Here is a 22,911-nt window from a genome sequence, read left to right as displayed (position 1 = left end):
GGTGAACGAAGAGATCCCGCCGCGTCTAGCCTCGGTGTCATATTTCTCAGCTGACGCGTCGAAGAGGGGTTCCGGTGGGCTCTGCGGTTGACGACATCGACTTCGACGATTTGACCGCGCCCCGGCTGACCGACGTCCAGCGTCAGATCCTCGAGTTCACCGAGGCCAAGCGCGTCGACCTCGACATCGACCGGATGGTCGCGGAGGCCGTCGAACAGACCGGCCTGAAAGCCGGAGCCGCCGGCCTCGTCGACACCGACGGTTTCGCTGATCGCCTGCGCGCGCACGTCGCGGCGATCGAGGCCGACGAGGGACTGCGCCAGCTCACCCGCGGTTCGCTGCGGCAGCGGATCGTGCGCCTGCTTCGTAACCGGTTGTCGCTCACGGAGCTGATCGCGCGGTATCCCGAGATCGAGTCCATCCCGATCGAGGGGCCTTTCATCGTCGTCGGGATGCCGCGCTCGGGCACCACGCATCTGGTGAATCTCCTTGCCTCCGACCCCCGCCGGCGCGCGCTGCCGTATTGGGAGAGTCAGGATCCCATCCCCGCCCGCGGGCAGGGCCCCGACGTCTTCGGCGTCGACCCCCGCTACACACGAGCCAAATCGGAACACGAAGCGCTGATGGCCAGCGCGCCCGTGGTGGCCGCCATGCATGACCGGTTCCCCGAGGCGATCGAGGAGGAGGTCGAACTCCTCGACCTCGATATGGCCTCCTATGTCTTGGAATGGCATGCGCGGGTGCCTGACTGGCGCGACTACTACCTGGGCCTCGACCAAACCCGCCACTACGCCTACATGAAGAAGGCGTTGCAGGCGTTGACGTTTCTGCGGGGGCCGAGGACATGGGTCCTCAAGAGTCCGCAGCACTGCGAGCAGCTCGGCCCGTTGATGGCGACCTTCCCCGACGCGACAGTGGCTTTCACGCACCGCGATCCCGTCGCCGTGATCCAATCGGCGATCACCATGATGGCCTACTCGGATCGGTTGCGCCGAGACAGTATCGATCCGCAGTGGCTGCTGGACTACTGGAGCGACCGCGTGCACCGGCTGCTCAGCGCGTGCGTACGCGACCGTGACGTGGCGGCCGCCGAGCGCAGCATCGACGTCAACTTCCACCAGCTGGGCGGCAACGAAATGCGGGTGCTCGAGCGGCTGTACCGGTGCGGCGGTGTCGAGTTGCCGCAGCACGTGCGAGATCGCTTCCAGCGCTACCTGGATGGCAATCCGCGTGGCAAGCACGGCCGTATCCATTACGACCTGGAACGGCACTTCGGCGTCTCCGCCGATGAACTGCGCGGTCGCTTCGGCTTCTATTTCGACAAGTTCGACGTGCGTCCCGATTGAAGGAGTCAGCAGCGATGTCCGAACCTGTCTATCGCAGCAGGCCCGGCGCCGTCGCGATGCGCCCGGCCTCCGCCGAGAAGGCCGAGCAGATCGCCCCGGGTTTGTGGTGCTCGCCGGGCCTGTCCAACTCGTACCTGCTCACCACCGCTGAGGGCCGGGTGATCGTCAACACCGGGATGGGTTTCGAGGGTCCGGTGCACCGCGCCAACTTCGACGCCGTCGACTCGTCGCCCGTGCGCTACATCATCTTCACGCAGGGCCACGTGGACCATGTCGGCGGCCTGGACAGCGTGCGCGACCCCGACACGACCGTGGTCGCGCAGGCGAACTGGACGATGTGGCGCGACGACAACGACAGGTTGATTCCGTACCGGGCCAGCCGCAGCGCGTTCGCGTTCAAAGACACGCTGGCCGGGGGCATCCAAGCCATTCAACGGCGGCTGGGGACCACGCGGCTAGCGAGCCAGAGCGTGCCCGTCGTCGACCTCGACTTCGAGGACACGCTGACGTTGGAGCTCGGCGGCCGACGGATGGAACTGATCTCGGTGCCCGGCGGGGAGACCACCGACTCGCTGGTGGTCTGGCTGCCGGAGGAACGAATTTGCTTGTGCGGAAACACGTTCGGCCCGCTGATCGGCCACATCCCCAACCTCGTCACCATGCGCGGTGATCGCTACCGCGATGCGTTGACGGCCATCGCCTCGGTGGAGCGGGTACGCGCCCTGCAGGCCGACCTGCTGGTGACCGGTCACTTCGAGCCCGTCGCGGGTGCCGAGCGCATCGACGCCGAACTGACCCGGCTGCGCGACGCCATCGCCTACATCCACGATCAGACCGTCGCCGGAATGAACGCCGGCCAAGACGTCCGCACCTTGATGCGCGAGATCACCCTGCCCGCGGAATACGAAGTGGGCCAGGGCTACGGGAAGGTCGCCTGGGACGTGCGGGCGGTCTGGGAGAACTACTCAGGCTGGTTCCACCACGAATCGACCACCGAGCTGTACCCCGTCGGATTCGACGCCGTCGCCGCCGACGTGGTCGAGCTGGCCGGCGCCGATGCGCTGCTGGATCGCGCGCGTGCACACCTGGCCGCCGACCGTGCACTGCACGCGATCCACCTCGCCCAGCTTGTTCCCGCCGAGCATCCGGGGTCGCGCGACCTGCTGCGCCAAGCCCATGAAAAGCTTCTCGCCGACAGCACGAACTTCTGGGAAAGTGCCTGGCTGCGCAACGAGATAGCGAGGAATTCATGACGGAATTCGCACTGCGGCCCGAGGATTTCTACCACACCGGCATCATCGTGGCCGACCTGGACGCGGCGATGGCCCGGCTGAGCGCGCTGGCCGGCTACCGGTGGATCACCCCGGTGAGCTACACCCTGCCGTTTCGCACCACGAGCGGAACCCAAGAGGTGACTTCGACTTTCGTCTATTCGTTGCAGGCGCCGCACGTCGAACTGATCAAGGAGGTGCCGGGGACCGCGTGGACGGCGGCACCCGGCAACGCGATTCACCACCTCGGCTACTGGACCGACGACCTGGCCGCGAGCGCGAAGATATTGGAAGACAACGGCTTCGCCTTCGAAGCGACCGCGGACACCGCCGGGCCGTCGTCGAAACCGGGGTTGGCACTGTTTGCCTACTACGTCGACGCCGCGGGAACCCGCATCGAGATCGTCGACCGCGCGTTGTTCCCGGACTTTCCAGCGTTCCTGCAGGCGGCGGCCGGACCGGGCGCGTAAAGGCCGGATATGATATTGACGGTGCTGCGCTTCAACTTCGCGTCCCCGCACGGTGATCCACGCACGCAGGGCGACCTCCTTTCCGCGGCGCTCGAGCTGGGGCAGTGGGGGGAGTCCCACGGCATCACGTCCATCAGCGTCGACGAGCATCACGCGACCGGGCACGGGTGGAGCTGCAATCCGATCATGGCCGCGGCGATGTTCTTGGCCCGGACCTCGACGCTGATCGCGAGTGTCGATTGCGCGCTGGGGCCGTTGTGGAACCCGGTGCGGCTCGCCGAGGACATCGCGCTCGTCGACAACATGAGCCGCGGCCGCCTGCACACCACGGTGGGTCTGGGGTATCGCACCGTCGAATATGACGCGCTGGGAGGCGATTTCGGCCGGCGTGGGGCGTTGATGGACAGCCTGCTGGAGCGGATGCTGGCGGTCTGGTCCGGTGAAGGTTCGGGTGTGGGAGTCTGCACCGGGACGTGGACTCGGCCGCATCCGCCGCTGTACGTCGGTGGCGGTGCGCGCGCCACGGCTCGCCGCGCTGCCCGGTTCCGGCTGCCGCTCAGCCTGGCCGATCACCTGCCCGAAATCGCCGATTACTACCGCCGGCTGTGCGCCGAGGCCGATCTGACGCCCTTCGTTCTGATGCCGGGCCCGATCAATCGCGGCATGATCTACCTGCACGAGGATCCCGAGCGGGCGTGGGCGGAGCTTGGTGACCACATCCTGTGGGAGGCGGTCACTTACGGCGGATGGTCGACGGATCAGCGTTCGCTCATGCACCTGCCGGGTGTTGCGACCCTGGATCAGGTCCGGGCATCGGGCCGTTACCGTTTCCTGACTCCGGATCAGCTGATCGCGGAGGTGCGTGACGCCGAGAATTACGGGCCGCTCGTCATGCACCCCCTGGTCGGTGGCATGCCGGTGGACGAAGCGTGGAAGTCGGTCCAGTTGCTCACGGACAAGGTGCTGCCGGCGCTGGCCTGACCGCTAACCGTCGCGGCGCTGCTCGAGCCAGTCGGCCAGCGAGCGTCCGGCGTCCAGGACGTGTCGTTCGGCGATCGCGCGGGCCCGCTCGGCGTCCTTGTCGGCGAGCGCGTCGAGAAGCTGTTGGTGTTCGTCGAGCGAATGCTTTTCGTGCTCGGGGAACAGCGTGAGGAAGTTGCTCGGCACCACGCGGGCGACCTGCTTGATCTGGTTCAGCAGGCGGGGTGAGTGCGCGGCGCGGTGGATCATTTGATGGAAATGCCAGTTGGCCTCTCCGATGCTGTCGTCACCGGATCGCGCCACGACGTCGGCCGCGAGTTCTCGCAGGGTCTCGAGCTCTGCGGGCTCGATCCGCTCGGCGGCCCACGCCGCGGCCTGTCCGGTCAACACACCGAGAATGGTGAAGCTGTCCAGGACGTCGTCCGGGCTGATCCCGAGCACCGTCACGCCACTGCGCGGGGCGACTTGAACCAGGCCCTCGAACGACAGCTCCAGCAGCGCCTCCCGCACCGGGGTGCGGCTGGTCGCGAATTCCGCGGTGATGGCGTCGAGGTCGACCCGTGAACCGGCGGGCAGGACGCCGGTGAGGATGCGGTCCCGAAGCTCGCGGGCGGCGCGCTCCCGGACCGTCCCGGAGATGTCGATCGCGGCCACGTGGGCATAATACCAAACGGCAGGTCTAGCATTTGAAATCTGAAATATCAGATGTTACGTTTCAAGCATGCGAACCGACAAGATGGCCCTCGTCGCCTTTATGCAGGCCGGCAGCACCTCTGTCTACGCGGGCTCGTGGCGGCACCCCGCGACCGAGCACCGGTACCTGGATGCCTCCTACTACGCGAAGATCGGCCGTCAGCTCGAAGAGGGCTGTTTCGATCTGATGTTCTTCGACGATCGCCTGGCCATGCCCGGCGTCTACGGCGGATCGGTGGACGAGGCCGTGCACTACGGCGCCCGACCGGTCAAGCTGGACCTCGGCGTGATTCTCGGCGTGCTGGCGCAGGCCACCTCGACGATCGGCCTGGGCGCGACCTACTCGACGACGTATTACGCGCCCTTCCATGTGGCGCGCACATTCGCCTCGCTGGACCACCTTTCGGGCGGCCGCGCGGCCTGGAACGTCGTCACGTCGGTCAACGACAGCGAGGCGCAGAACTTCGGTGTCGACGCCCACCTCGGCCACGACGAACGGTACGACCGCGCCGACGAATTCATGGACGTGGTGACCGGCCTGTGGGACACCTGGGAGGATGAGGCCGTCCTGCACGACCGGGTGTCCGGTCAGTTCGCCGACCCTGCCAAGGTGCACGAGCTGGGACACGTCGGCCAGTTCTTCTCCGCCCGCGGCCCGCTGACGGTGCCGCGCACCCCGCAGGGCCGGCCGGTCATCATCCAGGCCGGATCGTCGGGACGCGGCCGCGAATTCGCTTCCCGCTGGGCCGAATTGATCTTCACCGGCGATCCGGGCATCGAGGTGGCGCGCAGCCACTACGCCGATCAAAAGGATCGCATCGCCGACGCCGGCCGCGACCCCGCCGCCGTTCGCATCTGCCCCATGGCCTACGCGGTGGTGGGCGAATCCGAATCCCACGCCAAGGATCGCGAAGCGATGTTCCTCAACGATCTGGTGCACCCGATGGCATCGCTGACGCTGTTGTCGGAGCTGATGAATTACGACTTCGCGCAGCATGATCTCGACGACCCGGTGACCGACGAACTGCTCGCTTCGGTCTCCGGTATCCGCGGGCTGGTGCAGAACCTGCGCACCCATATCGGCGGGGATACAGTCACGTTGCGTGACCTGGCCAACCATCGCGCCACCCTGCTGCAGGGACCCCGCTTCGTCGGCACCGGTGAACAGGTCGCCGATCAGATGGCGGACTGGTTCGAAAGCGGCGCGTGCGACGGATTCGTGCTGGCCGCAACGCATCTGCCCGGCGCGTTCGAAGACGTCGTCCGCATGGTGGTCCCGGAACTGCAACGCCGCGGGCTGTTCCGCACCGAATACGAATCGTCCACGCTGCGCGGACATCTCGGGCTGCAGCGTCCGTCCAACACCCGGGTGGCCGCCGGTGCCCATGCTTGACGGGCTCCGCGTGCTCGACCTCGCCACGCTGGCCGCCGCGCCGCTGGTGGCGACCTATCTCGGTGAGTTCGGCGCCGACGTGATCAAGGTCGAAGAACCGCGCCGCGGTGACCCGATCCGGGGCTGGGGCAATCAGCGCGAGGGTGTCGGCCTGATGTGGAAGTCGATTGCGCGCAACAAGCGATCGATCACGCTGGACTTGCGCTGCGCCGAAGGCCAGGCGCTGGTGCGCCGTCTGGTGGAGCACGCCGACGTCGCCATCTTCAACACCCGCCCCCAGACCCTGCGCAAGTGGGGCCTGGACTATGAGAGCCTGCGCGCGGTCAACGACCGCATCGTGATGCTGCACATCACCGGCTACGGCCTGAGCGGGCCGAAGAGTGAGCGCCCCGGCTTCGGCACGCTGGGCGAGGCGATGAGCGGATTCGCGCACATCACCGGGCCGGCCGGCGCGCCGCCCACCCTGCCGCCGTTCATGTTGGCCGACGGCGTCGCATCGCTGAACGCGGCCTACGCGGTGATGATGGCGCTGTATCACCGCGACGTGCACGGCGGGCCGGGGCAGCTGATCGACGTCAACCTGATCGACCCGCTGGCCCGGCTGCTGGAACAGACGCTGTTGGGCTATGACCAGTTGGGCCTGGTGCCCGAGCGGGCCGGCAACCGGTGGGACATTTCCGCACCCCGCAACACCTATCGCACGGCGGACGGCAAGTGGCTGGCCATGTCCGGCAGTTCGCCGGCGCTGGCGCTGCGGGTGTTCCGGGCGATCGGCAGGCACGATCTGCTGGAAGACGCCGATTTCTCCGACCCGCAGCGACGGCTGGCGCGGGCCCGCGAAGTCGACGCGGTGGTCGCCGATTGGGTTGTCACCAAGACACTTTCGGAGGCGATGGCCGCCTTCGAAGCGCACGAGGTGGCCGCGGCCCCGGTCTACGACATCGGCGACCTGGTCGCCGACGAGCAGCTGGCGCATCGCGAGGTGTTCATCTCCGTCGACGACCAACAACTCGGACCCATGACGGTGCAGGCCCCCGTCCCGCGTTTCTCGTCGGCGTCCGGCACGGTAGCGCATCTGGGGCCGCGCCTGGGCGAGCACAACACCGAGGTGTACGGGGGGTTGCTCGGCATGACCCCTGACGAAATCGACGACCTACGCGCCCGGGGCGTGTTGTGACAGAAGGGAACTGATCGATGACGAATCTTCTCCGCCGCTCCGAGCTCGCGGTGCCCGCAAGCAATGACAACATGTTCGACAAGGCCGCCGGATGCGGTGCCGACCTGGTGTTCCTCGATCTCGAGGATGCCGTGCCGCCGGCGTACAAGGAGGAATCGCGCGGCAAGGCGATCAGCGCGCTCAACGACCTGGACTGGGGCCGCACCGCTCGGGCGGTGCGGATCAACGGCCTGGACACCCGGTGGTGCCACGACGACGTCATCGACGTGGTGAGCAGGGCCGGCCGCAACCTCGACACCATCATCATCCCCAAGGCGCGCAGCGCCCGCGACGTGTGGTGGGTGGACGTTCTGCTCACGCAACTCGAATCGAAACTGAACCTGGGCAGGCGAATTCGGCTCGAGGTGCTGATCGAAGAGGTGGAGGGCTTGGCCAACGCCGAGGAGATCGCGGCGGCCAGTCCTCGCCTCGACGCCCTGATCTTCGGGGTGGGCGATTTCTCACTCTCCCAGGGCGCGCGGGTGGATACCAACTTCGTCCCGCTGGGCGAATATCCCGGCGAATTCTGGGCCTACGCGCGCAACAAGGTGATCGTCGCCGCGCGCATCGCCGGCATCGACGCGATCGACGCGCCGTACCCCGACTACCGGGACCTCTCGGGGTATGAGCGCGACGCGCGGCGCGCGTCGCTGCTCGGCTACACCGGCAAGTGGGCGATCCACCCCGACCAGGTGCCCGTCGCCAACGGGGTCTACGCCCCGACCGCCGGCGAGATCGCCCGCGCCGAAGCCAACGTCGCCGCCTACCGGGAAGCCGAAGCCAACGGGCGCGGCGCCGTCGGGGTGAACGGAGTGCTGGTCGACGCCGCCCACGTGAAGCAGGCGGAGCAGACGCTGGCGCGCGCCGCCCTGATCAAGAGCAGCCGCGCTCGCGATCGCCGCTAGCCTGATGGCGGCGACCCGCTTCGCCCGGCTTCGCCGCGCTCGCGATCGCCGCTAGCCTGATGGCGGCGACCCGCTTCGCCCGGCTTCGCCGCGCTCGCGATCGCCGCTAGTCGATCACCACCAAGAGGTCGCCGCCCTCGACTTGTGCGGTGTGCGACAACGCGATTCGCGCGACCTTGCCGGCCTTGCCGGTGGTGACGGCGGCCTCCATCTTCATCGCCTCGATCGTCGCGATCGTCTGGCCGGCCTCCACCTGGGCCCCGACCTCGACGGTGACCGTGACGACCCCGGCGAACGGGGCGGCGACGTGGTCGGGATTGGTGCGATCGGCCTTCTCGGCCGCCGGCACGTCGCTGGCGATGCTGCGGTCGCGCACCACGATGGGGCGGAGCTGACCGTTGAGGATGCACATCACGGTGCGCATGCCGCGTTCGTCGGGATCGGAGATGGCCTCCAGGCCGATCAGCAGCTCCACACCGCGCTCCAGCTGCACGCGGTGTTCGTCCCCCTGGCGCAAGCCGTAGAAGAACTGGTTGGCGCTGAGTCCGGAGGTGTCGCCGTAGGTCTCGCGGTGGTCCTCGAGTTCTTTGGCCGGCCCGGGAAACAGCAGCCGATTCAGCGCCGCCTGGCGGCCGGTGCCGGGCGCGGCCAGTGCCTTTTCATGGTCGGCCGTCAGCGGCTGCTCGGGCTTCGCCGGCCCGCGACCGTCTAATGCCTTGGTGCGCAACGGCTCCGGCCAGCCGCCGGGTGGGTCACCGAGTTCGCCGCGCAGGAAGCCGATGACCGAGTCCGGGATGTCATAGCGCGCCGGGTTGTCGGCGAAGTCCTGCGCGCTGACACCCGCCCCGACCAGAGCCAGCGCCAGGTCGCCGACCACCTTGCTCGACGGTGTGACCTTGACGAGACGCCCGAGGATCCCGTCGGCGCCGGCGTAGGCGTCTTCGATGTTCTCGAACCGGTCGCCGAGGCCCAGCGCGATGGCCTGCTGACGCAGGTTCGACAATTGGCCGCCGGGGATCTCGTGATGGTAGACGCGCCCCGTCGGGGATGGAAGCCCGGATTCGAACGGCGCGTAGACCTTTCGCAGGGCCTCCCAGTACGGCTCCAGGTCGCATACCGCCGGCAGCGACAACCCGGTGTCGTAGGGGGTGTTGGCCGCAGCGGCCACGATCGACGACAGCGCGGGCTGGCTGGTGGTCCCCGCCAGCGGTGCCGCGGCCCCGTCGACGGCGTCGGCCCCCGCGTGCCAGGCCGCCACGTAGCTCGCCAGCTGTCCGCCCGGGGTGTCGTGGGTATGCACGTGCACGGGCAGGTCGAACCGGGATTTGAGCGCCGAGACCAGTGTCGCGGCGGCCGGTGCGCGCAACAAGCCGGCCATGTCCTTGATCGCCAGCACGTGCGCGCCCGCTTCGACGATCTGTTCGGCCAACTTGAGGTAATAGTCCAGCGTGTAAAGCTTTTCGGCCGGATCGGACAGATCACCGGTGTAGGACATCGCCACCTCGGCCACCGCCGCGCCGGTGTCCCGCACCGCGTCGATCGCCGGCCGCATCGAGTCAACGTTGTTCAACGCATCGAAGATCCGGAAGATGTCGATGCCGGTCGCCGTCGCCTCCTCGACGAACGCCGTCGTCACCGTCTCCGGGTAGGGCGTGTAGCCGACGGTGTTGCGCCCGCGCAGCAGCATCTGCAGACAGATGTTGGGCATCGCCTCCCGCAGCACCGCCAGGCGCTCCCACGGGTCCTCCTTCAAGAACCGCAGCGCCACATCGTAAGTCGCCCCGCCCCAGCACTCCACCGACAACAGCTGCGGCGTGGTTCGCGCGAGGTAGGGCGCCACCTTGATCAGGCCGGTGGTGCGGACCCGGGTCGCCAGCAGCGATTGGTGCGCGTCGCGGAACGTGGTGTCCGTGACGGCGACGCCGGGCGACTCGCGGAGCCAGGCCGCGAATCGCTGCGGCCCGAGTTCGGTCAAACGCTGCTTGGACCCCGCGGGCGGGGCGATCGACAGGTCGATGTCGGGCAACTTGTCGTGCGGGTACACCGTCGACGGCCGCTCACCGTGCGGCTTGTTGACGGTGACGTCGGCCAGGTAGCTGAGAATCCTGGTGCCGCGGTCGGCTGAGCTGCGCGCCGTGAGCAGCTGCGGGCGCTCCTCGATGAATGAGGTGGTGATGTGTCCGGCCTGGAAGTCCGCGTCATCGAGGACCGCTTGCAGGAACGGGATGTTGGTAGAGACACCACGAATGCGGAATTCCGCGACCGCCCGCCGGGCCCGGCGCACGGCCGTGGGGAAGTCGCGACCCCGGCACGTCAGCTTGATCAGCATCGAGTCGAAATGCGCGCTGATCTCCGCGCCCAGCGTCGTGCCGCCGTCCAGCCGGATTCCCGCGCCGCCCGGGGTGCGGTAGGCGGTGATGCGACCGGTATCCGGACGGAAGCCGTTCGCCGGATCCTCGGTGGTGATGCGGCATTGCAGCGCCGCGCCGTGCGGGACGACCGAATCCTGGCGTAAGCCAATCTCTTCCAGCGTTTGTCCAGACGCGATCCGCAACTGAGCGGAGACCAGGTCGACGTCGGTGATCTCCTCGGTCACCGTGTGCTCTACCTGGATGCGCGGATTCATCTCGATGAACACGTGATTGCCGCGTTCGTCGAGCAGGAATTCCACCGTGCCCGCACAGGTGTAGCCGATACGTTGCGCGAACGCCACCGCATCCGCGCAAATACGTTCGCGCAGCCGCGGATCCAGGTTGGGCGCCGGTGCGATTTCGATCACCTTCTGGTGCCGCCGCTGCACACTGCAATCCCGTTCGTAGAGATGAATCACGTTGCCGTGGTTGTCGGCCAGAATCTGGACCTCGATGTGGCGCGGATTGATCACCGCCTGCTCGAGGAACACCGAGGCATCCCCGAAGGCGGATTCGGCCTCACGGCTGGCCGCCTCGATCGCCTCCGGAAGTGCCGCCGGGTCGGTGACCCGGCGCATCCCGCGTCCGCCGCCGCCGGCGACCGCCTTGACGAACAGCGGAAACGTCATCGCCTCGGCGGCCGTCACCAACTCGTCCACCGACGTGGAGGGCGCCGAGGAGGCCAGCACCGGAAGCCCCGCGGCCCGCGCCGCCGCGATCGCCCGCGACTTGTTGCCGGTGAGCTCCAGCACCTCCGCACTCGGGCCGACGAAGGTGATGCCCGCCGCCGCGCACGCCGCCGCCAGGTCCGGATTCTCCGACAGGAAGCCATAGCCGGGGTAGATCGCGTCCGCCCCGCACGCCAGCGCTGTGGCGACGATGTCATCGACCGACAGGTAGGCGCGGACCGGGTGGCCCTCCGCACCGATCTGGTACGACTCGTCGGCCTTGAGCCGATGCACCGAATTACGGTCCTCGTAGGGATAGACCGCCACGGTGGCCATTTCCAATTCGTAGGCGGCGCGGAATGCACGGATCGCGATCTCGCCTCGATTGGCGACCAGGACTTTCGTCAACACGGTACTTACGATAGGGCGCGTTGGGGCGGTCCGACGTATTCGCTGAGGGGGCGGATCAGCGCGTTGGATGCGGTTTGTTCGATGATGTGTGCGGTCCAGCCGGTGATGCGGCTCATCACGAAGATCGGGGTGAAGGTTCCGATGTCGAAGCCCATCAGGTGGTAGGCGGGTCCGGTCGGGAAGTCGAGGTTGGGTTTGATGCCGTTGGCGGCGGCCATGCCCTTTTCCAGGGTGTCGTAGATGTCGAGCCACTTCTGACCGTCGCGGTTGGCGGCGACGCGCGCCAGCGCCTGTTTCATGGTGGGCACCCGGGAGTCGCCGTTCTTGTAGACGCGGTGGCCGAAGCCCATGATCTTGTCTCTGCGATCCAGCTTGTCCCGTAGCCATTCTGAGGCCTTGTCGGCGCTGCCGATTTCGATCATGTCGTGCATGACGGCCTCGTTGGCTCCGCCGTGCAGCGGGCCCTTCAGCGCGCCGATGGCGGCCGTGACCGCGCTGTAGATGTCGGACTGGGTGGAGGTGACCACGCGCGCGGCGAAGGTCGAGGCGTTGAAGCTGTGCTCGGCGTAGAGCACCATCGACTGTTCGAAGGCGTCGACGATCACCTGCTCGGGGACATCGCCGAAGCACATGTGCAAGAAATTCTGGGCGTAGCTCAGGTGGGGGTGCGGGGCGATGGGGTCCAGGCCGCGCCGGCGGCGCATGTCGGCGGCCACAACGGTGGGCAGCACCGCGAACATCCGCAGCGCCTTGGCGTAGTTGGCCTGCGGGCCGCTGTCGTCCTCGTCGGGGTCTTCGGCGCCCATCGAGCTGATGAAGGTGCGCACCACGTCCATCGGGTGACAGGTCTCGGGCAACTTGGCCAGCAGCGAGAGCTGGGATCGGTTGAGCCGGCGCGCCGCGCGTTCCCGCGCGGTGAACAGCGCCAGCTGCTGGTCGTCGGGGAGCTCACCGTGCCAGAGCAGGTAGGCGACCTGCTCGAAGCTGCACTGGGCCGCGAGGTCTTGGACGGCGTAGCCGCGGTAGGTCAAGGAGTTGGTCTCGGGGACGACTTTGGAGATGGCGGTCGTGTCTACGACAACACCGGCCAGACCCTTGTAGATGCGGGGTTGGTTGTCTTCGACGGTGTTCATTGTGCGACTCCTTCACTGGCTTCAGTGGCGAAGTTGTCGATGTTGTCGATGTCGGCATCGAATTGGGTGTACTCGGCGTAGCGCAGCAACTCGTAGAGCCGGCTGCGGTGCTGCATCCGGTCGATTAGCCCCGATTGTGTTCCGGTCTCGGCGATGTCACGAAGGCCGGCCTCGACGGCGTGCATGGCCAGCCGCAGCGTGGTGACCGGGTAGATCACCACGTTGTAGCCGATGTCGGACAGCTGCCCGGCGCTCAGCAGCTCCGACTTGCCGAACTCGGTCATGTTGGCCAGCAGCGGCGTGTCCACGGCGGCGCGGAACCGCTCGAATTCGGCTGCGGTGCCCAAGGCTTCGGTGAAGATCAGGTCAGCACCCGCGTCGGCGTAGGCCTTGGCCCGCTCGATCGCCGCGGGGATCCCCTCGACGGCGGCGGCATCGGTGCGGGCGCAGATGATGAAATTCGGGTCGCGGCGCGCGGACACGGCCGCGCGCAGCCGTTTGATCATCTCTCCGGCCGGCACCACGGATTTGCCGTCGAGATGCCCGCAGCGTTTCGGGTTTTCCTGGTCCTCCAAATGGCAGCCGGCCAGCCCGGCGTCCTCGAGCACGGTCACGGTGCGCGCGGCGCTCATCGGTTCACCGAAGCCGGTGTCGGCGTCGATCAGGGTGGGCAAATCGGTGACCGACGCGATCTGCGCGCCGCGTCCGCCGACCTCGGTCAGGGTGGTCAGGCCGATGTCGGGCAGGCCCAAATCGGCCGCGAGGACCGCCCCGGACACATACACCCCGTCGAACCCGAGCTCGGCGATCAGCTTGGCCACCAGCGGTGAAAACGCCCCCGGGAACCGTTGCAAGCGGCCGCTTTCCAGCGCGGCACGCAAGTGAGCTCGCTTGTCCGCCGCGGGCACCTCAGCGCCGATCAGCCCGCCCATCAGAAGATCCCACCGGCAATCGCGGGCGCCCGATCCAATACCCGCGGGTCGACGGTGATGTTGAGCGCGCCCAGAGCGCCGGGCCGCAGGCCGGCCAGGTCTTGGGCCGCCGCCAGGAACCGCTGCTGCTCGACGTCGCTGACCACCCCCTCGGCCAGCTCGGTGAACTTCCCGATGTACTGATTGCGCCCAAACGGGCGGGCCCCCAACGGGTGAGCATCGGCGACGGCGATCTCGTCGACGATGACCTCACCGCTTTCGAGGGTGACCTCCGCGCGGGCACCGAACGCCTTCTCGGCCGGATCGGCGCAGTGGTAGCGCCGGGTCCATTCGGGATCCTCGACCGTGGAGATCTTGCGCCACAGCGCGACGGTGTCGGGCCGATGCGCCCGCGCCGGCGCATAAGAGCGCTCGTGATGCCAGCTGCCGTCCTGCAACGCGACCGCGAAGATGTACATCACCGAGTGATCCAGCGTCTCCCGCGAAGCGTCCGGGTCGAACTTGTGCGGATCACCCGAGCCGGTGCCGATCACGTAGTGGGTGTGATGGCTGGTGTGCAGCACGATCGTGGCGACCTGGCCCAGATCCCCGATCCGCTCACGCATCCGGCGCGCCAAATCGATCAGCGCCTGACTCTGATACTCCGCGGAGTACTCCTTGGTGTAACTGTCCAGGATGGCCCGCTTGGGCTCCCCGGGCTCGGGCAGCGGAACCCGATAGGTGTGCTCAGGACCCGAAAGCAGCCAGGCGATCACCCCGTCCTCGCCCTCCCAGATCGGGGCCGGCGCGCCCTCGCCGCGCATGGCGCGGTCGACCGCCTCGATGGCCACCTTGCCGGCCCAGGCCGGCGCGTAGGCCTTCCAGCTCGAGATCAGGCCCTTGCGCGACTGCCGGGTCGACGTCGTCAAATGCAGCGCCTGCCCGATCGCCTGATAAATGATCTCGGTGTCCAGGCCCAACATCGCGCCCAACCCGGCAGCCACCGACGGGCCCAGATGTGCGACATGGTCAATCTTGTGCTCGTGCAAGCAGATTCCCTTGACCAGATCGATCTGGATCTCATAGCCCGTCGCGATGCCCCGGATCAGATCCGCCCCGCCGATCCCCAGGTGCTGGGCCACGGCAACGAGCGGGGGAATGTTGTCCCCCGGATGCGAATACTCCGCGGCCAAAAACGTGTCATGAAAATCCAACTCGCGCACCGCCACACCGTTGGCCCACGCCGCCCACTCCGGCGAATAATTGCCCACGACACCGAAAACCCTCGCCCCCCTGGGTGAGTAAGGGTGCGCCCGCGCCTGAGCCCGCGCGACCGTCACCGGACGACGAACCACCGACGCCGCCGACACCGCGGCGTTGTCGATGACCCGATTGACCACCATCGCCACGACCTCCACGGGCACCGCCACCGGATCCGCGGCCACCTCGGCGATCTTCCACGCCAGATGCTCTTCTCGGGGGAAATCGTCGGCGCTCCGCCGAGTACGAACGTCGTGTACGCGCATAAGACGCACAGTACGCACGACCAGCTGCTGGGTAAATCCCCTGTAAAGGCGTAAATTTGTGTCCTTATCCGCATGATTTTGCGAATGTTGTGAAAGGTGTCGGGCGTACGGTGGGATCCGTGGCGAAGACGTTCGCCGGGGCGCGGCTGCGGCGATTGCGCGAGGAGCAGGGGCTGACCCAGGTGGCGCTGGCGCGCGTCCTGGGTTTGTCGACCAGCTACGTCAATCAGCTGGAAAATGACCAGCGCCCGATCACCGTTCCGGTACTCCTCGCCATTACCGAACGATTCGATCTGCCGAGCCAGTACTTTGCGCCGGAGTCCGACGCCCGATTGATTTCCGACCTTCGGGAGGTGCTCGCCGAGGGGCCCGCCACGGCCGCGCAAGTCGAGGAGCTCGTCGCCCGCATGCCCGCGATCGGTCAGACTCTGGTCAACCTGCATCGGCGGCTGCACGACACGACCGCCGACCTGGAAGCCCTGCACAGTCGCGCCAACCTGGAAATCTCGGACACGTCGGCGCTGTCCCAGCAGCCGATGCCGTTCGAAGAGGTTCGGGATTTCTTCTACGACCGCAAGAACTACATCGGTGAACTGGACACCGCGGCCGAAGATCTATTCCACAAGAGCCACTTGCGAATCGGCGGACTCGATGGCCAGCTCGCCGAGCTGCTCGCCGACGAACTCGGCGTCACGGTGGTGATCGACGACGGCCAGATGTTGGATCCCAACTCCAAACGCCTGTTCGCACCCGAATCGAAAACCTTGTACCTGGCCCGGTGGCTGCATCCCGGCCAGCGCGCCTTTCAGCTCGCCACCCAGATCGCCCTGCTCACCCATGCCGGATTGATCACCGGGATCATCGCCGGCGACGATCAGCTCAGCGACGACTCCCGCGGCGTGGCGCGTATCGGGCTGGCCAACTATTTCGCCGGCGCCCTGCTGTTGCCCTACCGCAGATTCCTCGACGCCGCCGAGGGCGTCCGCTACGATATCGACCAGCTGGCAAGGCGATTCGAGGTCGGGTTCGAAACCATCTGTCACCGGCTGTCCACCCTGCAGCGCCCGAACGCGCGGGGGGTGCCGTTTATTTTCGTGCGTACCGACAGCGCCGGGAACATCTCTAAACGCCAGTCCGCCACCGCATTTCACTTCTCCCGCGTCGGGGGTAACTGCCCGCTGTGGGTGGTTCACCGCGCGTTTTCCCGGCCCGGCCAGTTTCTCACCCAAGTGGCGCAGATGCCCGACGAGCGCACCTACTTCTGGATCGCGCGGACCACCACGACGGAGCCGAGCCGATACCTCGGCCCTGACAAGAGCTTCGCCATCGGACTGGGATGCGACGTTGCGCACGCGGAGAAGTTGATCTACTCGGTCGGCATCGATTTGGCCGACGCCGAGTCGATCGTCCCGATCGGTGCCGGCTGCAAGATCTGCGACCGGCCCGCGTGCCCGCAACGTGCCTTCCCGTACCTCGGTCACCCGATATCCGTCGACCCCCACAGCAGCACCGATCTGCCGTATCCGCCCGCGATCACGCCCTGAATGGAGAGTGCACATGCCCAAGGTAGCGATACTCGATGACTACGCCGGGGTGGCCCTGCGGGTCGCCGACTGGGCGACCGTGCGGAACCGTTCCGACGTCACCGTTTTCGACCGTCACCTCTCCGAGGAAGCGGCCGCCGAAGCGCTGCGCCCGTTCGATGTGGTGTGCACCCTGCGTGAGCGGATGGCATTTCCGCGAACCCTGATCGAACGCCTGCCGAACCTGAAGCTGATCACTATCGTCGGGAAGAGCCTGCCCAACCTGGACCTTGCCGCGGCTTCCGAGCACGGGATCCTGGTCGCCCATTCCGATTTCGCGCATCCCCGTTTCAGGTCTGTGCGCGATGCGACGCCGGAGCTCGCCTGGGGATTGATGATCGCGACGGTGCGCAATCTGGCCGAGGAGAATCGAAACATGCGCGACGGCGGGTGGCAGAGCACCGCGGGTATGACGCTGTCGGGCAAGACACTCGGCCTCCTCGGCCTGGGCCGGGTCGGCAAACGGATGGCCGAATACGCCACGGCGTTTGGCATGGAAGTCGTTGCGTGGAGCCAGAATCTCACCGAGGAAGCCGCCGCGAGCGTCGGCGCTCGCCGGGTGGAGAAGACCGCCCTGTTCGAAGCCTCCGACGTGGTGTCCATCCATTTGGTGCTCTCAGAGCGCACCCGAGGCCTGGTCGGCGCATCCGAGCTGGCACTGATGAAGCCACACGCCTACCTGATCAACACGTCCAGGGGCCCGATCGTCGACGAGGTGGCCCTGCTCGCCGCGCTGGAATCCGGGCGTATCGCCGGTGCCGGGCTGGACGTCTATGACATCGAACCGCTGCCGGGCGATCACCGGTTGCGGCTGCTCCGGAATGTCACCCTGTCTCCCCACCTGGGGTACGTCACTCGCGAGATGCTCGGCGCCTTCTACTCCGACACCGTGGAGTCGGTGGCGGCCTGGCTGGACGGGACCCCGATTCGGATCGCCAACCCCGAGGCGTCGCAGCGGCGCTGAACGCTCACTTCCGTTTCCAGTGCGAGCTTTTGACCGCGTCGAGGGCCTCGGTGACGTAGCGGTCCAGGGGCCGCGGCCGCCCGGATTGCCGTACCCATTGCTGGAACGCGAAATCCGCCGCCGCGAACGCGAGTTGGACCAGCAAGCCGGGACGGATATCGGTGTCGGGGTTAGCGCCCATCCGTTCGGCGATGAGCTTGGTTGCCCGCTCCTTGTCGGCGGGCCGGTGCACCGTGACCTTGTCGAGCAGGTCGGGGACGACCAGTAAGGCTTGGCGCCATTCTTCGGTGTCGGCCTGCTCGAACGAGCGGGTTCGGGTGATGATCGCGTTGATCAGCGCGATGTCGGGTGATTCGCCGGCCGGGCGCCCTTCGAGGAGAGTGACGATCGCGGCGCCGCCGTAGCGCACGGGCGCGAGGAGAAGCTCCTCCTTCGCCGGCACGTGCCGGAAGAAGGTGCGCGGGGAAACACCCGCGGCGGCGGCGATTTCCTCCGTGGTCACCGCGTCGTACCCGCGCTCGACGAACAACCGGAACGCCGCGCGCCGAATGTCGGCGCGGATCTGTGCGCGCTGCCGATCGCGCAGCGACTCCGGTCTGGTGGGAACGGTCACCGGAAGCAGCCGATCCCGCCGTCGACGTGGATGGTCTGCCCGGTGATGAAGGTGGCGTCACCACCGAGCAGGAACGCCACCAGCGCGCCCACATCGGTGCGGACGTCGCCGATGCGCTTCATCGGAACCCGCCCCACCGCCTTTTCGTACTCCTTGGGGGCGAAGGACTTCCAGTATTTGACGCCGTCGGACTCGGCGAACGGGCAGATGACGTTGACGCGGATGTTGTCGCGTCCCCATTCCAGCGCCGCGACCTTGGACAGCCCGCGGATGCCTTCCTTGGCGGCCGCGTACCCGCCCCACTTGGGCTCGCCGCCCGTGCCCGTCCCGGAGCCCAGGTTGACGATCGACCCGCCGCCCTGCCTGACCATCAGCGGGTGCACGGCCTGCATGAGCAGGAAAGTCGCTCGGGGACCGACCTCGTACCCGAGCGCCAGGTCCTCGGTGGTGATGTCGACGAATGCCTTGGGTTCGTTGGTGGCGATGGCGTTGTTGACCAGGCCGTGCACTGTCCCGAATGCCTCGACCGCGGCCGCGGCGATCCGCCGGGCGCTGTCCGGGTCGCGCAGATCCGCGACCAGCTGTTCCACCCGTCCGATCGTCTGGAGTTCGGCGGCGGCCGCCTCCAGGGCTTCCTCTTGGATGTCGACCAACAGCACTTCCGCACCGCGTTCGAGCAACGCGGCGGCCACGCCCTTGCCGACGCCCTGGGCGGCGCCGGTGACGATCGCGACGTGCCCGCGCATCGAATCGGGGTGGCTGTAGCTCATCTGACGGGTCCCATCGGCGGCCTTATGCCCCGGTGCATCTCGAGGATCACGCGGTGCCCGCCGCGAGATTCGGGGCCGGGCGCCCGGCGAACAGCGGCAGATCGAGGTAGGTCTTGATGCCCGGCTCGGCGGCGCAGACGTCGGGGACGGCGTTGATGCAGTGGTTGGCGGTGACCACGACGCCCGGATTCTTGACGAGCCCCTCGGCGATGGTCTCCGGCTGCAGCCCCTTGAACGTCAGGCTCACGTCGGGGTCGCCGGTGATCTCGACCTCGAAGCGTTCGCCGCGCCCACCGAAATTCCAGGCGGGGTCCAGGTTTTCCTCGCCCATCAGCCAGTTGACTGCCGCCGTGATCACCGGCTCGCCGTCGACGAGCGCCTGCCAGCGGAACTGGCGTGCGGCCACGGTGCCGGTGGTGATCGGGAAGGGGTCGTAGTCGATGTCGGCGGTCGCCACGGCGACGTCCTGGATGGTTCTGATGTTGGGATCGATGCGAAATCCCATGTGATCGGCGATCATCCGCACCGACTGTTTGAAGCCCGCGTCGAGCAGGCCGGCCATCGGTCCTTGGGTGGCTTCCTCGGGGGAGCCGCCGAAACCCATGATGTGCCGCACCACGTCCGGTGCGTTGTAGGTGCGGATGTCGGAGAACTCCTCGGCGCGCACGTGCGTGATCGCCGACGACAGCGAGGACACCATGAGCGGGAATCGCTCCGTGATTCCCCCGGGGTGGATTCCCGAACCATGCAGTGTCACACCACTTTCCACCGCGGCGGCGGCGACGGCCTGATGGCGTGGGTTGCCCGGATCGGGGTAGACCCAGCCGACCGGTGTGACCACGTTCTTGCCGGACCGCAGGATCGCGATGACCTCGTCGTCGTTGGGTATCAGCGGGCTGTACATGACGCAGTCGGCGTCGAGCGCCAGCACCTCGTCGACGCTGGTGGTGGCGGTGACACCGAGGTCCTTCGTGCCGATGATCCGTCCGACGTCGACCCCGTCCTTGGCCGCGCTGTGCACCCAGCACCCGACGAGTTCCAGCCGCGGGTGATTGAGCACGCACTCGATCGCCGCCTTACCCACGCCGCCGGTGGCCCACTGGATGACACGAAGCTTGGACGGGTTACTCATCATCGACCTCCCGGACGGCAGTGCGCGGCCTTTACACATCGGCGAACGAAATGGCAGGCTATGACTCGCTGGCAGTTACTGTCAACGATCGATGGTTCGGGAGAGGGTCTGTTGCATGAGCGTCCTCGAGGGCAAGATCGCGATCGTGACCGGCACCAGCCGAGGCGTGGGTGTCGGCATCGCCCATGAACTGTTGCGGGCCGGTGCGACGGTCATCGGTTGTTCGCGTTCGCCGCTGGACGCCATGCCCGGCGTCGAAGCGGACTGGGCGGCGCGCGCTTCTCAAAAGGTCTGCGATCAGGGTGATTACCGTTCGATCGACGCGTTCGTCGCGGACGTCGTGGCCACCCACGGCCGAATCGACATCCTGGTGAACAACGCCGGCGGCACGGTTCCGGCGCCGCACGTCGAGAGCATTCCCGAACTGGTGCAACGCATTCAGGGCGCGCCCGCCAGCGACGACGAGTACGCGCGCACGGCGCTGTTCCATGCGTTCGCGGTGCAGATGAACCTCATCAGCCCACTGTGGTTCGCCATCCGCGCCTATCGGCAGATGCAGACCCAGGACGGCGCCGGCTGCATCATCAACATCTCCAGCGGCGCGGGACATCCGGCCGGATCGCCAACGCTGGTCTCCTACGGTGCGGCCAAAAGCGGTCTCAACCATCTGACCCGGTCACTGGCCGAGGAGTGGGGGCCGAAGGTCCGCGTCAACTGCGTGGCGTTGGGCCCGACGATGACCGAAAACTTCCGGTCGTTTGTGTTGCCCAAGGACGACCCGACCGGAGAGAAGTATTTCGCGGCCGTTCCGTTGCGCCGCGCCGGCGAGCCCGCGGAGGTCGGGCGGGTCTGCGTTTTCCTCGCCGGCGGACAGGCCGACTTCGTCAACGGCACCACCATCGAATGCGACGGCGGGATGCTGCCCGGGGTGCTGTACGACGCCGGCCTGAAGACGATCACCGATCTGCTGTAGCACGAACAGGAAACCTGGCCGCTGCTGTGATCCCATCGTGATTCGCCACAGCCGCGGCCGCGCAACCTCACTAGCGCAAGGAGATTCACATGAGCAGCGCATGTCGATTCCTGACGCCGCAGGCCTAGGCCGCGCAGACGAGATCGGCGCGTCGACGTCAGTCGCGGTGTAATGGGTGGATGGAACTGATGATGCCCACCGACGCGATCTTCCTGCTGGGAGAATCTCGCGAACATCCCATGCACGTCGGAGGCTTGCAGTTGTTCGAGCCCCCACCGGGCGCCGGCCGCGGCTTCGTTCGTGAGCTCTACAAGAGTCTGGCCGCGCAGCGGGATTTCCAGCCCACGTTTCGTAAGCATCCCGCGAGCTTTGTCGGTGGAATCGCAAACCTGGGCTGGTCGTACGACGACGACGTCGATATCGACTACCACGTCCGGCGTTCGGCGCTGCCGTCACCGAAACGGGTCCGCGAATTGCTCGAGCTGACGTCGCGGTGGCACAGCAGCCTGCTGGATCGTCACCGCCCGTTGTGGGAGACGCATGTCGTCGAGGGTCTCAAGGATGGCCGGTTCGCCATCTACACCAAGGTTCACCACGCGTTGATCGACGGCGTGTCCGCGCAGAAGCTGATGCAGCGCGCGCTGTCCACCGACCCCGACGACGCCGAGATCCGCGCGCCGTGGAGTCTGCGCAAACCCCAGCGCAAACCCAGCCCGTCGTCTGCGTTGAGTTCATTGGCTCGTACGGCGGGGTCTCTTGCGGCACTTGCTCCTTCGACGGTAGGGCTGGTGCGTGCGGCGCTGTTCGAGCAGCAACTGACGTTGCCTTTCGGGGCGCCGAAGACCATGTTGAACGTCAAGATCGGCGGTGCCCGCCGCTGCGCCGCGCAGTCCTGGTCGCTGGACCGGATCAAAAGCGTCAAGAACGCCGCGGGGGTCACGGTCAACGACGTCGTCTTGGCGATGTGCTCGGGTGCCCTGCGCTATTACCTACTCGAACAGAACGCGTTGCCGGACACGGCGCTGATCGCGATGGTCCCGGTGAGCCTGCGCACCGAGGACGAGGCGGACGCCGGCGGCAACCTGGTCGGAGCCATCCTGTGCAACCTGGCGACCGACGCCGATGATCCCGCGCGGCGTCTGCTGATGATCAGCGAATCGATGCGCAGCAACAAGATGGTGTTCTCGCAGTTGCCGCGGTTGCAGGCGCTGGCGCTGTCCGCCGTCAATACGTCAGCATTGGCGTTGGCGGCGGTCCCGGGCTGGGTGAGGTCGACGTCGCCCCCGTTCAACATCATCATTTCGAATGTGCCGGGACCCACGCAGCCGATCTACTACGGGGGGGCCCGGCTCGACGGCAACTACCCGCTGTCCATCGCGCTGGACGGCCAAGCGCTGAACATCACCCTGGCCGGCAACGCCGGAAACCTCGACTTCGGTCTGGTGGGGTGCCGGCGCAGTGTGCCGCACCTGCAACGCCTGCTCGCGCATCTGGAGTCCGCGCTCACCGATCTGGAACGAGCTGTGGGAGAATAGGACTCG

General features: G+C 67.1%; 19 protein-coding genes. 11 read left to right on the top strand and 8 right to left on the bottom strand.

Going from position 1 to position 22,911, the window contains the following annotated elements; genetic code table 11:
* Window positions 1–74 precede the first annotated feature (74 nt).
* Genes EPN51_RS04875 through EPN51_RS04860 form a run of 4 tightly spaced genes read left to right on the top strand, consistent with a single transcriptional unit; the run spans window position 75 to window position 4,068 of the window.
* Window positions 75–1,346: a sulfotransferase gene (locus EPN51_RS04875; RefSeq protein ID WP_293037923.1), complete on the top strand. Its 1,272-nt coding sequence runs from the start codon at window positions 75–77 to the stop codon at window positions 1,344–1,346.
* A 14-nt stretch (window positions 1,347–1,360) separates the two neighbouring features.
* A complete protein-coding gene (locus EPN51_RS04870; RefSeq protein WP_293037920.1) occupies window positions 1,361–2,599 on the top strand; it encodes an MBL fold metallo-hydrolase in 1,239 nt (412 codons plus the stop codon).
* Entirely contained in the window at window positions 2,596–3,087 is a 492-nt protein-coding gene (locus EPN51_RS04865; RefSeq protein WP_293037917.1) for a VOC family protein, read from the top strand. The genes EPN51_RS04870 and EPN51_RS04865 overlap by 4 nt, the downstream gene beginning before the upstream one ends.
* Window positions 3,088–3,096: 9 nt before the next feature.
* Entirely contained in the window at window positions 3,097–4,068 is a 972-nt protein-coding gene (locus EPN51_RS04860; RefSeq protein ID WP_293037914.1) for an LLM class flavin-dependent oxidoreductase, read from the top strand.
* A gap of 3 nt (window positions 4,069–4,071) precedes the next feature.
* On the opposite strand, the gene EPN51_RS04855 is transcribed toward EPN51_RS04860, so the two are convergent.
* Window positions 4,072–4,722 carry a GntR family transcriptional regulator gene (locus EPN51_RS04855; protein ID WP_293037911.1) on the bottom strand — a complete coding sequence of 217 codons (651 nt, stop codon included), beginning with the start codon at window positions 4,720–4,722 and terminating at the stop codon, window positions 4,072–4,074.
* Between the two features lie 67 nt (window positions 4,723–4,789).
* Here EPN51_RS04855 and EPN51_RS04850 point away from each other — a divergent pair, with 67 nt between their 5' ends.
* The 3 genes from EPN51_RS04850 to EPN51_RS04840 are packed head-to-tail and all read left to right on the top strand — an operon-like array spanning window position 4,790 to window position 8,275.
* Window positions 4,790–6,154 carry an LLM class flavin-dependent oxidoreductase gene (locus tag EPN51_RS04850; protein WP_293037908.1) on the top strand — a complete coding sequence of 455 codons (1,365 nt, stop codon included), beginning with the start codon at window positions 4,790–4,792 and terminating at the stop codon, window positions 6,152–6,154.
* Window positions 6,147–7,331 carry a CoA transferase gene (locus EPN51_RS04845; RefSeq protein WP_293038138.1) on the top strand — a complete coding sequence of 395 codons (1,185 nt, stop codon included), beginning with the start codon at window positions 6,147–6,149 and terminating at the stop codon, window positions 7,329–7,331. Before EPN51_RS04850 ends, EPN51_RS04845 begins: the two co-directional genes overlap by 8 nt.
* Before the next feature lie 17 nt (window positions 7,332–7,348).
* Window positions 7,349–8,275, top strand: coding sequence for a CoA ester lyase (locus tag EPN51_RS04840; protein WP_293037905.1), 927 nt, complete (start codon window positions 7,349–7,351; stop codon window positions 8,273–8,275).
* Window positions 8,276–8,381: 106 nt separating this feature from the next.
* Here EPN51_RS04840 and EPN51_RS04835 read toward each other — a convergent pair whose 3' ends face one another.
* The 4 genes from EPN51_RS04835 to prpD are packed head-to-tail and all read right to left on the bottom strand — an operon-like array spanning window position 8,382 to window position 15,335.
* The gene (locus tag EPN51_RS04835) at window positions 8,382–11,765 is read right to left on the bottom strand and encodes a pyruvate carboxylase (protein ID WP_293037902.1); all 3,384 of its coding nucleotides are present in this window, start codon (window positions 11,763–11,765) and stop codon (window positions 8,382–8,384) included.
* 5 nt (window positions 11,766–11,770) lie between these two features.
* The gene (locus EPN51_RS04830) at window positions 11,771–12,898 is read right to left on the bottom strand and encodes a bifunctional 2-methylcitrate synthase/citrate synthase (protein ID WP_293037899.1); all 1,128 of its coding nucleotides are present in this window, start codon (window positions 12,896–12,898) and stop codon (window positions 11,771–11,773) included.
* The gene (gene prpB / locus EPN51_RS04825; RefSeq protein ID WP_293037896.1) at window positions 12,895–13,830 is read right to left on the bottom strand and encodes a methylisocitrate lyase; all 936 of its coding nucleotides are present in this window, start codon (window positions 13,828–13,830) and stop codon (window positions 12,895–12,897) included. The genes EPN51_RS04830 and prpB overlap by 4 nt, the downstream gene beginning before the upstream one ends.
* Window positions 13,830–15,335, bottom strand: a complete 1,506-nt coding sequence (gene prpD / locus EPN51_RS04820) for a 2-methylcitrate dehydratase PrpD (RefSeq protein WP_293037894.1) — start codon at window positions 15,333–15,335, stop codon at window positions 13,830–13,832. Before prpD ends, prpB begins: the two co-directional genes overlap by 1 nt.
* 110 nt (window positions 15,336–15,445) lie before the next feature.
* Here prpD and EPN51_RS04815 point away from each other — a divergent pair, with 110 nt between their 5' ends.
* Together EPN51_RS04815 and EPN51_RS04810 are read left to right on the top strand one after the other, a co-directional pair.
* Window positions 15,446–16,879 (top strand): short-chain fatty acyl-CoA regulator family protein, encoded by a 1,434-nt coding sequence (locus EPN51_RS04815; protein WP_293037891.1) that lies wholly within the window; start codon window positions 15,446–15,448, stop codon window positions 16,877–16,879.
* 13 nt (window positions 16,880–16,892) lie between these two features.
* Window positions 16,893–17,882, top strand: coding sequence for a D-2-hydroxyacid dehydrogenase family protein (locus tag EPN51_RS04810; protein ID WP_293037888.1), 990 nt, complete (start codon window positions 16,893–16,895; stop codon window positions 17,880–17,882).
* 4 nt (window positions 17,883–17,886) lie between these two features.
* Here EPN51_RS04810 and EPN51_RS04805 read toward each other — a convergent pair whose 3' ends face one another.
* Genes EPN51_RS04805 through EPN51_RS04795 form a run of 3 tightly spaced genes read right to left on the bottom strand, consistent with a single transcriptional unit; the run spans window position 17,887 to window position 20,397 of the window.
* Window positions 17,887–18,495, bottom strand: coding sequence for a TetR/AcrR family transcriptional regulator (locus EPN51_RS04805; RefSeq protein WP_293037886.1), 609 nt, complete (start codon window positions 18,493–18,495; stop codon window positions 17,887–17,889).
* A complete protein-coding gene (locus tag EPN51_RS04800) occupies window positions 18,492–19,265 on the bottom strand; it encodes an SDR family oxidoreductase (protein ID WP_293037883.1) in 774 nt (257 codons plus the stop codon). Before EPN51_RS04800 ends, EPN51_RS04805 begins: the two co-directional genes overlap by 4 nt.
* 46 nt (window positions 19,266–19,311) lie before the next feature.
* Window positions 19,312–20,397, bottom strand: a complete 1,086-nt coding sequence (locus EPN51_RS04795; RefSeq protein ID WP_293037881.1) for a dihydrodipicolinate reductase — start codon at window positions 20,395–20,397, stop codon at window positions 19,312–19,314.
* A gap of 115 nt (window positions 20,398–20,512) precedes the next feature.
* Here EPN51_RS04795 and EPN51_RS04790 point away from each other — a divergent pair, with 115 nt between their 5' ends.
* Together EPN51_RS04790 and EPN51_RS04785 are read left to right on the top strand one after the other, a co-directional pair.
* Window positions 20,513–21,370, top strand: coding sequence for an SDR family oxidoreductase (locus EPN51_RS04790; protein WP_293037878.1), 858 nt, complete (start codon window positions 20,513–20,515; stop codon window positions 21,368–21,370).
* A 179-nt stretch (window positions 21,371–21,549) separates the two neighbouring features.
* Entirely contained in the window at window positions 21,550–22,905 is a 1,356-nt protein-coding gene (locus EPN51_RS04785) for a wax ester/triacylglycerol synthase family O-acyltransferase (protein WP_293037875.1), read from the top strand.
* Window positions 22,906–22,911: the final 6 nt, after the last annotated feature.

It is taken from the genome of Mycobacterium sp., from assembly GCF_004298145.1.
GTDB lineage: Bacteria > Actinomycetota > Actinomycetes > Mycobacteriales > Mycobacteriaceae > Mycobacterium.
This window is presented reverse-complemented; position numbering and strand designations above follow the sequence as displayed.